The sequence below is a fragment of the Massilia sp. Root335 genome (assembly GCF_001425685.1).
GTDB lineage: Bacteria > Pseudomonadota > Gammaproteobacteria > Burkholderiales > Burkholderiaceae_D > Telluria > Telluria luteola.
This window is the reverse complement of sequence record NZ_LMCY01000003.1, coordinates 105,791-121,636: the sequence shown is the minus strand read 5'-3', so window position 1 is coordinate 121,636 and position 15,846 is coordinate 105,791. Positions and strand designations below refer to the sequence as shown.

Genomic DNA, 15,846 nt, shown 5'->3' with positions numbered 1-15,846 from the left:
AGTACGGCGGCGCGGCGCCGCTGCTGGACCTGCTGGCCCGCATCGAGCCGGCGCTGGCGCAGGCGCCGCACACGGGCGCGTCCGGCGCCCAGCCGCACAATGTGTTCTACCTGCCGCGCCTGAAGCAGAGCCTGCCCCAGGGCAGCCTGCCGCGCGGCGACGAGCACACGCTGGACCTGCTGTCGCGCGTGTTCGAGACCGTGCTGCTGGACGACGGCATCCCGCCGCGTACGCGCGAACTGCTGCAACTGCTGCAGGTCCCGGTGCTCAAGGCGGCGCTGCTCGACAAGAATTTCTTCTTCGAGGAAGCGCACCCGGCGCGCCGCCTCGTCGACCTCGTGTCGCGCGTCGGCTGGGAACAGCGCCAGAACGCGAACGACCCGCTGTTCCAGGCCATGCAGCGCAGCGTCGCGCGTGCCGGCGAAGCCAAGCCGGATGCCTTCGCCAGCGCCGTCGCCGAGCTGGAGGCGGGTATCGCGGCCGACGAATCCGCGCAAGAGGCGGCGCTGGCCGCCCCCGTCGCGACGGCCATCAAGCAGGAACGACACGAGGTCGCGGCCCGCCACGCGCGCGATGCCGTGGCGCTGCGCGTACGGGCGGGCGACGTCATCGACGTCGTCAGCGGTTTCCTGGAGCAGCGCTGGACGACCGTGCTGACCTTCGCGCACACGATCGAGGATGCGCGCCCGGGCGCCGTCGGCAACGCCACCCGTGCCATGGACGACCTGATCTGGAGCGTCAAGCCCAAGGCCACGCCGGAGCAGCGCAAGGCCCTGATCGCCCGCCTGCCGCGCCTGCTCGCGACGCTGAACAAATGGCTCGATGCCATCAAATGGCAGGACGCGGAGCGCCTGCAATTCTTCGCGCGCCTGGCCGAATACCACGCGTCCATCGTGCGCGCGCCCATCGAGCTGGCGCCCGAGCGCCAGCTGGAACTGGCGGTGGAGGCGGCCCAGCAGGATGCGCTGCGCCGCGTCGAGCTGGAAAACGCGGCCGCCCTGCAGGCCGCGGCGCGGGCGGCCGAGGTGTCCGCCGTCGACGGCCTGGAGCGCGGCATGTGGCTGGAATTCCGCCTGGGCGAAGGCGTGCGCAAGGTCAAGCTGGCATGGGTGAGTCCGCTGCGGACCTTGTTCATTTTCTCGGGCGCGGGCCGGCGCGAAGCGTTTTCGCTGGCGGCCGACAAGCTGGCCGCCGCGCTCGACGACGGCAGCGCGCGGGTGCTCGCGATCGACGGCGTCGTGGGGCAGGTATTGTCCGAAGCGATGGCGCAGGGAGCCGTCAACGACGCGTCGATCGCGCCATCCGCGCGTGTTGGTGCTCATCCGGCTGCCGGGTTATAGTCGAGCCGTCGCATCCCTCGTCCCACGTATCATGCTCTGGTGGTCCCATCTTTCCGCGCTGGGCGGACTCAACGTCACCTCATTGCTCGCCGCCGGCGTGACAGCCTGGCTCGTCGCCGCGCGTTGCTGGCGCCTGGCGCTCGCCTGGTGCCTCGTGTTCGCCGGCGCCATGCTCGTGGCGGCCGCGAGCCAGGTGGCGTTCATCGGCTGGGGCATCGGCGTGCGCGCGCTGTCGTTCACCGGCTTCTCCGGCCACGCCACGCGTGCCGGCGCCGTGTTTCCCGTCGCGTTATTCCTGCTCGTCGAGCGCCAGCCGCGGCGGGTGCGCGCGGCGGCCGTGGTGGCGGGCGCCCTGCTGGCGGCGGCCGTCGCGCTGGCGCGCGTCCGGGTGGGCGCCCATGCGCCCAGCGAGGCGCTGTCCGGCTGCGTGCTCGGGCTGGGCGCGGCCGCGCTGTTCCTCGCGCGCGCCCGCGCCGCGCAGGACTGCTCGCCCAGGCCGCTGCTGCTGGGGCTGCTCGCGGCGACGATCCTGCTGCCGCGCGCCGACCCGGCCTATTCCCACCAGTGGCTGACGGCCGCCGCGCTGACGCTGTCCGGGCGCGACCGGGTGTACCTGCGCAACGACTGGCAACCGGCGCAGGGGCCGTATGTGCCGCCGTGCGCGCCGGACCGGGTGCGCTTCGCCGTCCTTTGCACCTGAAGCCGCGCGCGCGACGGCCAAAACTTGGCCGAAAAGCAAGGCACAGATGGTATGATGCAGCCTTTATCGACTTCCCCCTTACCGTAAGCGAACGTGCGTCTATCCTCCATCAAATTGTCGGGATTTAAGTCTTTCGTCGATCCCACCAATTTCCAGGTGCCGGGGCAGCTGGTCGGCGTGGTCGGCCCGAACGGATGCGGCAAATCGAACATCATCGATGCCGTACGGTGGGTGCTGGGCGAATCGAAAGCGTCCGAGCTGCGCGGCGAGTCGATGCAGGACGTGATCTTCAACGGCTCCACCAACCGCAAGCCGGCCGGCCGCGCGTCCGTCGAACTCGTGTTCGACAACAGCGCCGGCAAGGCGGCCGGCCAGTGGAGCCAGTACGCCGAGATCGCCGTCAAGCGCACCTTGACCCGCGACGGCACGTCGACGTACTACATCAACGGCCAGCCCGTGCGCCGGCGCGACATCCAGGACATCTTCCTCGGCACGGGCCTGGGACCGCGCGCCTACGCCATCATCGGCCAGGGGATGATCTCGCGCATCATCGAATCGCGCCCGGAAGAGCTGCGCGTGTTCCTCGAGGAGGCGGCCGGCGTGTCGAAATACAAGGAGCGCCGGCGCGAGACCGAGAACCGCCTGTCCGACACGCGCGAGAACCTGCTGCGCGTCGAAGACATCCTGCGCGAGCTGAACGCCAACCTGGACAAGCTGGAAGCGCAGGCGGCCGTCGCCAACCGCTTCCACCAGCTGCAGGCCGACCAGGAAGAAAAGCAGAAACTGCTGTGGCTCCTGCGCCGCAACGAGGCGAAGGCCGAGCAGACGCGCTGGTTCCTCGAAATGGAGCAGGCGCAGACCGGGCTGGAAGAGCAGAACGCGAAGATGCGCAGCCTGGAACTCGACCTGGAGCGCATGCGCCAGGCGCACTTCGACACGGGCGACCGCCTGCACGTGGCGCAGGGCGCGCTGTACCAGACCAATTCCGAGATCGGCAGCCTGGAAGCGCAGATCAAGTTCGTCGTCGAGTCGCGCACGCGCCTGCAGAACCAGATCGGCACCTTGAGCGCGCAGCGCGAGCAGTGGCTGAACCAGGCGAACGACACGCAGGAGCAGATCGAGGAAGCCGAGTTCCGCCTCGAAGAACTGGCCGCGCGCGTGGAAGGCGCCCAGATCGCGGCGGAGGCGCAGAACGAACGCTTGCCCGACATGGAAGCCGCGTGGCGCGAGGCGCAGAACAAGTCGACCGAATCGCGTGCCCGCATCATGCAGATCCAGCAGCGCATCGAACTGTCGTCCGCGCACCAGCGCAACGCGTCGAACATCCTCGCGAACCTCGCCACCCGGCGCGAGCGCCTGCAGCAGGAGCGCGGCGGCCTGAATCTGCCGGACGCCGGCCACCTCGACAACCTGCGCCTGCAGCTCGAAGAAAAGCAGCTGGCGCTGGAAGAGCAGAACCTGATGCTGGAAGAGGCGGCGAGCCGCCAGGAAGCCGTCGAGCAGGAACGGCGCGACGCGCATGCGCTGGTCCAGCAGGAGTCCGCATCCAACGCGAAGCTGGAAGCGCGCCTGTCCGCGCTGCGCCAGTTGCAGGAACGCGTGCAGACGCAGGGCAAGGTCCAGCCGTGGCTGCAGAAGCACGAACTGGACAAGCTGCCGCGCCTGTGGCAGAAGCTCGACATCGAGACGGGCTGGGAGACGGCGCTGGAATCCGTGCTGCGCGAGCGCACGGGCGCGCTGGAAGTGTCGAACCTCGACTGGGCGCGCGGCTTCTTCGGCGATGCGCCGCCGGCCCGCCTCGCGCTGTATTCGCCGGCCACGGGCAGCGGCGCGGCGGTCGACCACCACGGCCTGAAGCCGTTCGCGAGCCTGCTGAAACTGAACGACCCGGGCCTGCGCGGCCTGCTGGACGACTGGCTGTTCGGCGTCTACGCGGCCGACGATCCCGGCACCGCGCTCGCCCAGCGCGGCAAGCTGCCGGCGGGCGGTTGCTTCGTCACGCCGCAAGGCCACATGGTCACGAGCGGCAGCGTGCGCTTCTACGCGGCCGACGCCGAGCAGGACGGCGTGCTCGCGCGCCAGCACGAGATCGACAACATCGGCAAACAGCTGCGCGCCCAGGTGCTGCTGCTGGACGAGGCCCGCACGCGCGCCACCCGCGCCGACGCTGCCGTGAGCGACCTGCAGCGCCGCCTGCAGGACGGCCGCCAGAAGGTCGCGACGTTGCAGCGCGAAGTGCATGCGCTGCAGATCGAGGTGGTGAAACAGGCCGAGGTCGAGGCGCGCTTCAACCAGCGCAGCGGCCAGATCGCGGCGGACCTCGACGAGATCGCCGCGCAGGAAGCGGAGCAGCGCCAGGCCAAGGCCGAAGCGGAAGCGCAGTTCGAAGAGCTGGACATGGAACTGGCCGAGCTGCAGGGCGCCCACGAGGATGGCCAGGTCGAGTTCCAGGAACAGGAGCGCGTGCTGGCCGAAGCGCGCCAGCGCCTGCGCGACCTGGAGCGCGCCGCGCAGGAAGCCGTGTTCGCGGAAAAGACGCAGCGCACGCGCATCGAGGAACTGCGCCGCACGATCGCCACGGCGCAGCAGCAGGCCGCGCAGGTCCTGGAGAGCATCGGCGCCGGCAAGCTGGAACTGGAAGCGCTGGAATCCGGCGCGGCCGCCGAAGGCCTGCAGGACCTGCTGGCGCGCCGCACCGAACAGGAAAAGGCCCTGGCCGATGCGCGCCACGAACTGGACCAGCTCACGCAGCAACTGCGCGCGGCGGAAGAAGCCCGCATGCAGGCGGAGCGCGGCCTGCAGCCGCAGCGCGAGCGCATCACCGAGATGCAGCTCAAGGAGCAGGCCGCGCGCCTGAACCAGGAACAGTTCGCGGAAGCGCTGTCCGCCACCGGCGCCGACGAGGCGGTGCTGGCGGAAAAGCTCGATCCCGACATGAAGCCGTCGTACCTGCAGGGCGAGGTGACGCGCCTGACGAACGCCATCGCGGCGCTGGGCGCGGTCAACCTGGCCGCGGTCGAGGAACTGGCGCAGGCGACGGAGCGGAAACGCTTCCTCGACGCCCAGAACAACGACCTGCAGGAGGCGATCGCCACGCTGGAAGGCGCGATCGGCCGCATCGACCGCGAATCGCGCGACCTGCTGCAGGATACGTTCGACCGCGTCAACGCGAACTTCTCCGAACTGTTCCCGATCCTGTTCGGCGGCGGCACGGCGAAGCTCGTGATGACGGGCGAAGAGATCCTCGACGCCGGCGTGCAGGTGATGGCCCAGCCGCCGGGCAAGAAGAACGCGACGATCCACCTGCTGTCCGGCGGCGAAAAGGCGCTGACGGCGACCGCGCTCGTGTTCTCGATGTTCCGCCTGAACCCGGCGCCGTTCTGCCTCCTCGACGAGGTCGACGCGCCGCTGGACGACGCCAATACCGAGCGCTTCTGCCGCATGGTCAAGCGCATGTCGGACCATACCCAATTCCTCTTCATCTCGCACAACAAGATCGCGATGGAGATGGCCAACCAACTGATCGGTGTGACGATGCAGGAGCAGGGCGTGTCGCGCATCGTGGCGGTGGACATGGAGTCCGCCGCGAATTTCGCTACTGAGGCACAAGCAGCATGACAGACTTTCAAATGAGCCTGATCGCGGCCGGCGGCGTCTTCGTCGTCGGCGTCATTAGTTACAACAAGTGGCAGGAATACAAGGCCCGCAAGAGTGTCGAGCGCGCGTTCGCGCACGACCACGACGACGTGCTGATGAAAGGCGGCGCCGCGCCCGAGCGCGATTTTTCGCCGGACGCCCTGCGCCAGGAGCCTGTGCTGGACGGCGCGCCGGAACCGAGTCACGACGTGCTGACCGAACCGGCGATTTACGCGGAGCCGCTGCAGCACGCGGCGCCGGGCCCCGCGCCGGCCGCCGCGCCGGTGCCGGCGGCCGCCGCCGCGCTGGACCCCGTCGCCGAGCTGCCGGCCGTGAAGCCGGACACGCCGCCCGCGCAACTGGCCGAGAACCTCGTCGATCCGCTGATCGATTGCCTCATCCCGCTGAACTCGGAAGGCCCGCTGCGCGGCGACCGCATCCTGCCGGCGCTGCTGCAACTGCGCCGCGTGGGCAACAAGCCGGTGCACTTCGTCGGCCTGGCCGTGAACGGCGACTGGGAACCGATCGTGCACGGCGGCGTGTACACGAAGCTGCAGGCCGGCGTCCAGCTGGCCACGCGCACGACGGCCTTGAACGAACTGGAATACTCGGAAATGGTCACGCGCCTGCGCGCCGTCGCCGACGAGATTGGCGCCGAGCCGGAAGTGCCGGACATGATCGAAGTGATGAGCGAGGCGAAGACGCTGCACCGCTTCGTCGCCGGTCACGACGCCCAGCTGGGCGTGAACCTGGCGTCGAAAGGCGCGCCGTGGGCGATGGCGACCCTCATCGGCGCGCTGGAAAACGCGGGCTTCGACGTGCGCCCGGACGGCAAGTTCGTCATGGCGGACAAGGAGGAGGGCAGCGGCACCCTGTTCACGCTGTCGACCAACGTGACGCTGGGCGCCGACACGACCTCGCGCCTCACCCTGCTGCTGGACGTGCCGTGCGTGGCCCCGGCCCGCGACGGCTTCGGCAAGATGGTCGCCTGTGCGAAAGACCTCGTGCAGCGCCTGGACGCCGCCGTCGTCGACGATTTCGACCAGCCGCTGACGGACGAGGCGCTGGAAGAGATCGCGGGCCAGGTGCGCGAGTTCTACCAGGAGATGGACGCGGCCGACATCGCGGCCGGTTCCACGCGCGCGCTGCGCCTGTTCAGCTGAGGTGACGATGGGCGATTTGGACAATGCGCTGGAACGGATGGCGTGGCTGGTCAAGGAACTGAACCACCACATCTACAACTACCACGTGCTGGACGCGCCGACGATCCCGGACGCCGAGTACGACCGCCTGTTCCGCGAGCTGCAGGAGCTGGAAGCGCAGCATCCGCAGGCCGTGTCCGTGGACTCGCCGACGTCGCGCGTGGGCGCCGCGCCGATCCCGGAATTCAAGCAGGTCACGCACGCCGTGCCGATGCTCTCGCTGAACAACGGCTTCAGCGACGACGACATCGACAACTTCGACCGCCGCGTGCGCGACGGCCTGGGCCACGCGCACGTCGCCTATGCGGCCGAACTGAAATTCGATGGTCTCGCGATGAGCCTGCGGTACGAGAACGGCGTGTTCGTGCAGGCCGCCACGCGCGGCGACGGCTACACGGGCGAGGACGTCACGGCGAACATCCGCACGGTGCGCGTGATCCCGCTGCGCTTGCGTGGCGAGGAGGTGCCGGACGTGCTGGAAGTGCGCGGCGAGGTCCTGATGTTCAAGGAAGACTTCGAACGCCTGAACCAGCGCCAGCGCGACGCTGGCCAGAAGGAATTCGCGAACCCGCGCAACGCGGCCGCGGGCAGCCTGCGCCAACTCGACGCGCGCATCACGGCGCAGCGCCGGCTGCGCTTCTTCGCCTACGGCATCGGCCTGCTGGAGGGCGCGGCGCTGCCCGAGTCGCATTCGAAGGCGCTCGACTGGCTGGACAGGCTCGGCCTGCCCGTGTCGAAGGAACGGGCCGTGGTGACCGGGTGCGAAGGCATGCTGGGTTATTTCCGCGACATCGGCGCGCGCCGCAAATCGCTGCCGTACGAAATCGACGGCGTCGTCTACAAGGTCGACCGCCTCGCGGACCAGCGCGAACTTGGGTTCGTGTCGCGCGCGCCGCGCTTCGCGCTGGCCCATAAATTCCCGGCCGAGGAAGCGCTGACGACGGTGTCCGCCATCGACGTGCAGGTGGGCCGCACGGGTGCGATCACGCCGGTGGCGCGCCTCGTGCCCGTCTCCGTCGGCGGCGTCACCGTCACGAATGCGACCCTGCACAACGAGGACGAAGTGCGCCGCAAGGACGTGCGCGTGGGCGACACGGTGGTCGTGCGCCGCGCCGGCGACGTGATCCCGGAAGTGCTGTCCGTCGTGCTGGAACGCCGTCCGGCGCCGGAACCCGCCATGTACGTGCTGCCGAAGACGTGTCCGGTGTGCGGCTCGCACGTGGTGCGCGAAGAGGGCGAGGCCATCGCGCGCTGCTCCGGCGGCCTGACATGCGCCGCGCAGCGCAAGGAAGCGATCCGCCACTTCGCGGGCCGCCGCATGATGGACATCGAAGGCCTGGGCGACCGCTACATCGACAGCCTCGTCGAATGCGACCTGATTCACGGCGTGGCCGACCTGTACCGCCTCACGCTGGACGACCTTCTCAAGATGAAACGCCTGGCGGATGAACGCGACGGCACGACCCCGGAGACGGTCAAGCAGGGCAAGGTCGCGACCAAGTGGGCCGACAACCTGCTCGCCGCCATCGCCGCGAGCAAGAACCCGCCGCTGGAACGCCTGCTGTTCGCACTGGGCATCCGCCACGTGGGCGAATCGACGGCGAAGACGCTGGCCGACTGGCTCGGCAGCCTGGCCCTCGTGCGCCGCGCGCCGGCCGCGCTGCTGCGCGTGCTGCCCGACATCGGCGGCACGGTCGCGGAAGCCATCGCAGAGTTCTTCGCGGAGCCGAAGAACCAGCAGGCGTTGAACGACCTGCTGGCGGCCGGCGTCGCGCCGCAGGGAGAACACGCGCCGCGCGCGCAACTGCGCGAAAAACTCGACGACGTGGGCCTGTTGACGGCACTCGCGATTCCGAAACTGACGGAGCCGCGCGCGCGCCAGCTGCTGGCCGACGGCCGCACCCTGGACGACCTCGCGCACCTGAAGATCTTCAGCGTGTTCGGCCTGCCGGACACCGTGGTGACGGCGCTCGAACAATGGATGGCGCTGCCCGCCAACCGCGACCTGCTGGCCGCGATAGCCAGCCTGCGCACCGAGCTGCTCGCGCTGCTGCCGCAGGACGCGCTCGACGCCGCCGGGCCGCTGGCAGGCAAGACGTTCGTGCTGACGGGGACGCTGCCGACGATGTCGCGCGACGCGGCGGGCGCGCTGATCGAACAGGCGGGCGGCAAGGTGTCCGGTTCGGTGTCGAAGAAGACGTCGTACGTCGTCGCGGGCGCGGAGGCGGGCAGCAAGCTGGAAAAGGCCGAGGCGCTCGGGGTGACCGTGCTGGACGAAGCCGGATTGCTCGCGCTGCTGGGCGGCGCACAGAATTCAACCCAATCAATTTGACGGAGCACGAATGACCGTAATCAAGAAAGCCGTATTCCCGGTCGCAGGCCTCGGCAGCCGCTTCCTGCCGGCCACCAAGGCGCAGCCGAAGGAAATGCTGCCCATCGTCGACAAGCCGCTGATCCAGTACGCGGTCGAGGAGGCGGTCGCCGCCGGCGTCACGGAACTGGTGTTCATCACGGGCCGGAACAAGCGCGCCATCGAAGACCATTTCGACAAGGCCTACGAACTGGAATCCGAGCTGGAAGCGGCCGGCAAGAATGAATTGCTGAAGCTCGTGCAGCAGGTGATCCCGAAGAACGTCAACTGCATCTACATCCGCCAGCCGGCCGCGCTGGGCCTGGGCCACGCCGTGCTGTGCGCGCGTCCCGTGATCGGCAACGAGCCGTTCGCCGTGCTGCTGGCCGACGACTTCATGGACACGGCCGAGGGCCACAAGCCCGTGCTGGCGCAGATGACGGACCTGTACGGCTACGAGAAATGCAGCGTGCTCGCGGTGCAGGACGTACCGCGCGCGCACACCCGCCAGTACGGCGTCGTCAGCGCGAGCGCCTACCGGCCGGACCTGGAGCTCGTCTCCGGCATCGTCGAGAAGCCGAAGCCCGAGGACGCGCCGTCGACCCTGGCCGTCGTGGGCCGCTACGTGCTGTCGGGCGCGATCTTCGAGCACCTGGAAAACCTGGGCACGGGGGCGGGCGGCGAGATCCAGCTGACCGACGGCATCGCCTCCTTGATGACGCGCGAACGCGTACTCGCGTACCGCTATGCCGGCACCCGCTACGACTGCGGCTCCAAGCTCGGCTACCTGAAGGCCACGGCCGCCATCGGCATGAAGCACCCGGAGACGGCCGAAGGCTACCGCGAATTCCTGACGCAGTTGTGCGCGGGCCTGCCGACATGACGATCCGCGATATCCTCAAGATGGGCGACCCGCGCCTGCTGCGCGTGGCCGAACCCGTGCGCGACTTCGACACGCCCGAGCTGCACGCGCTCGTCGCCGACATGTTCGAGACGATGCACGCCGTGAACGGCGCGGGCCTCGCCGCGCCGCAGATCGGCGTCAACCTGCAGCTCGTGATCTTCGGCTTCGGCAAGAACCAGCGCTATCCGGACGCGCCGGCCGTGCCGGAGACGGTGCTGATCAACCCTGTGCTGAAGCCCTTGTCGGACGAGATGGAAGAGGGCTTCGAAGGCTGCCTGTCGGTGCCGGGCCTGCGCGGCAGCGTGCCGCGCTACACGCGCCTGCACTACGAGGGCGTCGACCAGTACGGCCGGCCGATCAGCCGCGACGTCGACGGTTTCCATGCGCGCGTCGTGCAGCACGAGGTCGACCATCTGCTCGGCATCCTGTACCCCATGCGCATCCGCGATTTTTCCCGCTTCGGCTTCACCGAAGTGATGTTCCCCGATCTCGACCCGAAGGCCGACGATTGAAGCCGCACCGCCTCATCGCCGTGCTGACACTGGCTTGCGCCGGCGCGGGCGCGCACGCCGACGACCTGTTCACGAAGATCCCGGCCGACCCGCAGCGCGAGCTGTGGGTCGACAGCGGCTTCGCCACGTATCACTTCGACCGGGACAAGAACCTCAACGGCGGCAATCGCGGCATCGGCGTCGAATACCGGTTTTCCGACACGATGGCGGCCGCCGCCGGGCGCTTCGTCAACAGCGACCGCTTTTATTCGAATTACGCGGGCGTGTTGTGGCAGCCGTACGCGCTGGGTCCCGTGCGCCTGGGCGCGGCCATCGCGGCGTTCGACGGCTATCCGAAGATGCGCGACCGCGGCTGGTTTCCGGCCGTCGTGCCGACGTTCACGTACGAGTACCGGCGCGTTGGTGTGAACGTCGGCGTGATCCCCAGCTACAAGGACCGTCTGTACGGCGGGATTTCCGTGCAGCTGAAGGTCAGGTTATTCTGACGATCGCGTGTCGGCCGGATACGGCGACTTCCCGCCTTCCGCGATGAACGTATCGATCCGCGCCTGCAACACCGGCAACGGCACGGAGCCCAGCTGCAGCACCGTGTCGTGGAAGGCGCGGATGTCGAATTTTTCGCCCAGCGCCGCCTCGGCTTTCCTGCGCGCTTCCATGATCGCCATCTCCCCCAGGTAGTACGACAGCGCCTGTCCCGGCCAGGAGATGTAGCGGTCCACCTCCGTCTCGATCTCGTGGTCGGACAGCGCTGTGTTGTCGTGCAAATAGGCCTGCGCCTGCGCGCGCGTCCAGCCCATCGCGTGGATGCCCGTGTCGACGACGAGGCGGGCGGCGCGCCAGGCCTGGTAGCTCAGCATGCCGAACGTTTCGTACGGCGTTTCGTACATCCCCATCTCGCTGCCCAGGCGTTCGCAGTACAGGGCCCAGCCTTCGCCGTACGCCGAGATGTACGCGCGGCGGAACGGCGGCACGCCGTGCTGTTCCAGCGCCACCGGCATCTGGAACGCGTGGCCCGGCGCCGATTCGTGCAGGGTCAGCGCGGGAAGGCTGTACAGCGCGCGCGCCGGCAGGTCGTACGTGTTGACGAGGTAGATGCCCGGCCCGCCGCGCGCCGACGTGTAATAGGGCGCCTGGTCCGGCGGCACGGGCACGATGGAAAAGCGGCGGCGCGGCAGGTAGCCGAAGTACTGGTCGGCCTTGCCGTCGAATTTCTTGGCGATCCAGGCGGCGCGCATCAGCAATTCCTGCGGCGTCTTCGCGTAGAACTGCGGGTCGCTGCGCAGGAAGGCGAGGAACGCGGGCAGGTCGCCCTTGAAGCCGGCTTGCTCCATCGTGTGCTGCATCTCGGCGCGGATCTTCGCCATCTCGCTCAGGCCGATGGCGTGGATCCGCTGCGCGCTCAGCGACGTCGTCGTGTACTCGACGATCTTCGACTGGTAATACGCTTTCCCGTCCGGCAGGCTCTCGGCCGCGAGGGTCGTGCGGGCCTTGGGGACGTACTCGTCGCGGAAGAATGCGAGGGCCTGGGCATAGGCCGGTTTGACGGCGCTCTCGATCAGCGCGACGCCCTGCGCGCGCAGGCGCGCCTGTTCGTCCGCGGGGATTGTCGCCGGCATCGCCTTGAATGGCGTGTACCACACCGTGTCCTCCGGGTTCTTCGCGTTCACGATGTTCAGCAGCGGCGCGTCGCGGCCGGCCAGGGTGACCTGCGGCGGCGTGAAGCCGCGCGCGAGGCCGGCCCGCAAATTGTCCAGTTCCTCGCCGAAGTAGCGGGGCAGGTCGCCCAACTGGCCCAGATAGGCGCGGTATTCCGCCGCGGTCTTGAGCGGGCGGCGCGCGATGTAGGCGATGTCGGACCAGAACGCGCTGTCCGCGTTCACGGGCTGTTCGAATTCGCGGAAGCGCTGGGCCTCCACGAACGCGGCGATCTGCGCGCGGTACACCGCGTAGTTGATGCGTTCAAGCGGCGCCAGGTCTGCCGCGCGGACGCCGTCCAGCCGCCGCAGCACGCCTTGCCACTGCGCGAGGCGCGCGGCCTGCGTGCGCGCGTCGACCCAGGGCAGTTCGGCGCCGGCGTCGCGCGGCTCGTCCTCGTCCCACGCGAGCCGCTGCTTGACGCGCCATTGCCACTCGGCCCGGTAGATGGCCTGGAACTGCTTGTCGGCGCGGGTCGCCGCTTTCGCGGAAGCGGGCGCCGGCGCGGCGAGTGCCGGCGGCGCGATCGGGGGCGAGAGGGCGAGCAAAAGGGTGGCGGCAAGCAAGGTCTGCTTCATGGATGTCCTGTGGTCGAGGTCGTGTGCGAGGCATGGTATTGCCTCATCACACGATATTACCCGGCCGGCCCGGCCGCCGCCAGTCTTGCTCATCGTTTGGCGCACTGCGGCCGCTCAACCGCGGCCCGCGCACCGCATGCCAAGATGGCGCGTCCCAATCCGCGTCCGAACGATCGCCGCCGTCGCCATGCGCGAACCGACCAGGCCCTTGCCCCCTTTGATCCCCACGCCCGATGGCGGCTGGCGGACCACCACTGTCCTGACGCCCGTCTCGTTCACGACACGCGGCCTGGCGTTGATGCCGCCGAGCAGTGTTATCCCCGTCATCGTGGTTCCGGGGATCATGGGCACGAATCTCAGGGCGAAGGCGCAGCCGCGCACGCGGGATGAAGTGAATCGGGAGGTCGAGCCCGGCAAGGCCGTCTGGCGCCCGCCGAATACGATCCCCGGCGGGCTGTGGGACGCGTTTGCGTGGGACAACTGCACACCCAAGCAACGCCAGCGCCTGTTCGATGTGGACACGATCGAGGTCGACGACGGCGGCCCGGCGCACATCCCGCACGGGGACGGGCGCCTGCACGTCCATCCCGCCCTGGCGCGCGAGCGCGGCTGGGGCGAGGTGCACGCCGATTCCTACATCGGCCTGCTGTGCGCGCTGCAGACGCGCCTGAACCAGACGTTCCTGCACGACGACCCCGACGGCGAGCGCCAGATCCGGCCGCACTGGCAGGCAGTGATGGCGTGCGATCCGGCCAGGTGGGGCATGCCGCGTATGAAGCCGCTGACCGAGGCCGACCTCGACAAGCACGCGCGCCACCATTACCCGGTCTATGCGGTGGGCTACAACTGGCTCGAGTGCTGCGACAAGGCGGCGCGCCGGCTGGAGCGGCGCATCGTCGAGATCATCGAGGCATGGCGCGGCATGCAGCGCCAATGCGACCGGGTCATCGTCGTCACGCACTCGATGGGCGGGCTGGTCGCACGCGCGTGCGCGAAGCGCATTCCGGACCGGATCGCCGGCGTGATCCACGGCGTGATGCCCGCGCTGGGCGCGCCCGCCGCCTACCGCCGCATGACGTGCGGCACGGAGGCCCAGGACATCGTGGGCAAGTTCACGGCCATGATCCTCGGGAAGACCACGTACGACACCACGCCGGTGCTGGCCACGTCGCCGGGCGCGCTGGAATTGCTGCCGACTCATTCGTATCCGGGGCCGTGGCTGCATGTGGGCGTGGCGCAGCCGTCGGGGCGTGGGGATGGGGGTGAGACCGTGCATGATTTCCTGCATTTGCCGAATGAGGCGGTGCCGAATCCATACGATATTTATCGGAATACGCGGACGTGGTATCGATTGGTCGATCCTGCGTTGGCTGATCCGGCAGGCAAATTTCTGGCAAGGAAAGGGGGCATTACAAAAGCGATTAAAGATGCGATAAGTACTGCGGAATGGTTCCATAAGGGCGTTCTTGGCGACTATTACCATCCCAATACTTACGCTTTTTACGGTGCCGATTCGAGCCAGCTCGCTTTTGCACACGTACGTTGGATTGGACGAGAGGAATCGGGAGCGCACACGGTTCTGACCGCAGCAAACGTTACCAAGGCCCGATTCGCCGGCAATGCTTCTGAAGGAGGCCGGCGCGTCGAGATCGAACCGGGCAGCACGATGTTCTTCCGGCCCGAGCCTCCGGATGCATGTGGTGACCGCACGGTGCCCTACCAGTCCGGCGCCGGGCCGGCGGGCAAGGTCGAGCACCTGTTCGAGACGCGCGGCTACGACCACCAAGGCTCGTACAAGAACGACGACATGCTGATGCTGACGCTTCGGTTGGTCGTCAGGATCGTCCAGGGAATGCCATGAACAGAGATTTCAAACGGAAATGGATTCGGGCCGTCGCCGCCGTGGTTGCAGCCCTGGCAGCCACGTGGGCCACCGGCGCCGTGTGGGACACGTACAAGGTGATGAAAATGACCGGAGAGATGAAAACGGTGTGCGTCGGCAGGATCTTGATCGATTTGCCGAAAGAAGCGCAGGTGGAACTGTACGGGCAATGGATCGAGGGCTTCGACATCGATGCGTTTGCCGAAAGCGAGGAAGCGTTCACCAAGCGGGTGGCAGCGCGCGAAGCGGAAATTCGCGCCAAGCCCGACCGGCTGGGCGGGAATAAGAATATGGAGGCGGTCAGCGAGGTCAAGACGGAGAGCGGTCTGGCAGGAAAGATTTTCGTGCATAGCCGAAACGTCTCCGAAGGAACGGAATCGGACGGTTTAACAATCGAGCGCTACCACTACGAAGGCGTCGCCCTCGAAGCCCACGTCCACGGCAACGGCGTCAGCATCGACCTCACGGCAAAGGACTACGATCCCGATCTCGCGGCGAACCTGCCCAGGCTCGTGTCCCAGCTCGTCCCCAACCCCGCCAACCGTATCCCCACCGACCCCGGCTTCTGCCTCGACCGCGCCTACGTCCGGGAACCCCTCACCGCGAAGCAGGGCGAGCGCATCACGATGGCCGTCGGCCTGCCCGGCCACCCGGACATCGGGATCAACGTCGACACCATCGCCGGCACCAGGCCCGATCCCCGTACGCTGCTCGAACGTAACGCCGTATCGCGCGCGCGGCGCCCGGCCGCGTTGAACCTGCTCGCCACGGAACTGCGCGCCGCGCCGCGCACCATCGCCGGTTTCGCCGGCGACGAGCTCGTGCGGCAGGTGATCGAGTCGAACGGCGTGTTCGTCTACGGCTTCGAATGGGAGCTGAACGGCACCGAAGACAACGTGCTCGTGCCGGACATCAGGCTGGCCATGGTGACGGGGCGGGGCGACGGCGGGCCGGCCCCGTCGTCGCTGTCGGCGCCCGCCGCGATGGCGTTGTGGGACCGGATCGCGTCCAGCCTGCGCGTGCGGCCGGCGGCACGGCCGCACTGAC

The 15,846-nt window shown here is 68.4% G+C and carries 11 protein-coding genes; 10 read left to right on the top strand and 1 reads right to left on the bottom strand.

Translation table 11 applies throughout. From position 1 onward, the window contains the following. From ASC93_RS31830 to ASC93_RS00980, 8 genes are all read left to right on the top strand, one after another. On the top strand, window positions 1–1,340 hold a 1,340-nt coding region (locus ASC93_RS31830), incomplete at its 5' end, for a DUF1631 family protein (RefSeq protein WP_229412528.1). 31 nt (window positions 1,341–1,371) lie between these two features. Next, entirely contained in the window at window positions 1,372–2,040 is a 669-nt protein-coding gene (locus tag ASC93_RS01010; RefSeq protein ID WP_056435639.1) for a phosphatase PAP2 family protein, read from the top strand. A 93-nt stretch (window positions 2,041–2,133) separates the two neighbouring features. Next, window positions 2,134–5,658 (top strand): chromosome segregation protein SMC, encoded by a 3,525-nt coding sequence (gene smc, locus ASC93_RS01005; RefSeq protein ID WP_082547682.1) that lies wholly within the window; start codon window positions 2,134–2,136, stop codon window positions 5,656–5,658. Then, window positions 5,655–6,839, top strand: coding sequence for a cell division protein ZipA C-terminal FtsZ-binding domain-containing protein (locus tag ASC93_RS01000; RefSeq protein ID WP_056435636.1), 1,185 nt, complete (start codon window positions 5,655–5,657; stop codon window positions 6,837–6,839). Before smc ends, ASC93_RS01000 begins: the two co-directional genes overlap by 4 nt. Before the next feature lie 7 nt (window positions 6,840–6,846). Further along, window positions 6,847–9,210: an NAD-dependent DNA ligase LigA gene (ligA, locus tag ASC93_RS00995; RefSeq protein WP_056435633.1), complete on the top strand. Its 2,364-nt coding sequence runs from the start codon at window positions 6,847–6,849 to the stop codon at window positions 9,208–9,210. A gap of 10 nt (window positions 9,211–9,220) precedes the next feature. Next, window positions 9,221–10,111 (top strand): UTP--glucose-1-phosphate uridylyltransferase GalU, encoded by an 891-nt coding sequence (gene galU / locus ASC93_RS00990; RefSeq protein WP_056435630.1) that lies wholly within the window; start codon window positions 9,221–9,223, stop codon window positions 10,109–10,111. Continuing rightward, window positions 10,108–10,644 (top strand): peptide deformylase, encoded by a 537-nt coding sequence (gene def / locus ASC93_RS00985; RefSeq protein ID WP_056435627.1) that lies wholly within the window; start codon window positions 10,108–10,110, stop codon window positions 10,642–10,644. The genes galU and def overlap by 4 nt, the downstream gene beginning before the upstream one ends. Then, on the top strand, window positions 10,641–11,129 hold the full coding sequence (locus tag ASC93_RS00980) for a hypothetical protein (protein ID WP_229412526.1): 489 nt from the start codon (window positions 10,641–10,643) through the stop codon (window positions 11,127–11,129). The genes def and ASC93_RS00980 overlap by 4 nt, the downstream gene beginning before the upstream one ends. Here ASC93_RS00980 and ASC93_RS00975 read toward each other — a convergent pair. Beyond that, window positions 11,121–12,917 carry a DUF885 family protein gene (locus ASC93_RS00975; RefSeq protein ID WP_056435625.1) on the bottom strand — a complete coding sequence of 599 codons (1,797 nt, stop codon included), beginning with the start codon at window positions 12,915–12,917 and terminating at the stop codon, window positions 11,121–11,123. The genes ASC93_RS00980 and ASC93_RS00975 overlap by 9 nt on opposite strands. A 187-nt stretch (window positions 12,918–13,104) precedes the next feature. On the opposite strand from ASC93_RS00975, the gene ASC93_RS00970 reads away from it, so the two are divergent. Together ASC93_RS00970 and ASC93_RS00965 are read left to right on the top strand one after the other, a co-directional pair. Continuing rightward, window positions 13,105–14,778, top strand: a complete 1,674-nt coding sequence (locus ASC93_RS00970) for a triacylglycerol lipase (RefSeq protein WP_056435622.1) — start codon at window positions 13,105–13,107, stop codon at window positions 14,776–14,778. Further along, a complete protein-coding gene (locus ASC93_RS00965; RefSeq protein ID WP_056435619.1) occupies window positions 14,775–15,845 on the top strand; it encodes a T6SS immunity protein Tli4 family protein in 1,071 nt (356 codons plus the stop codon). Before ASC93_RS00970 ends, ASC93_RS00965 begins: the two co-directional genes overlap by 4 nt. Window position 15,846 lies beyond the last annotated feature (1 nt).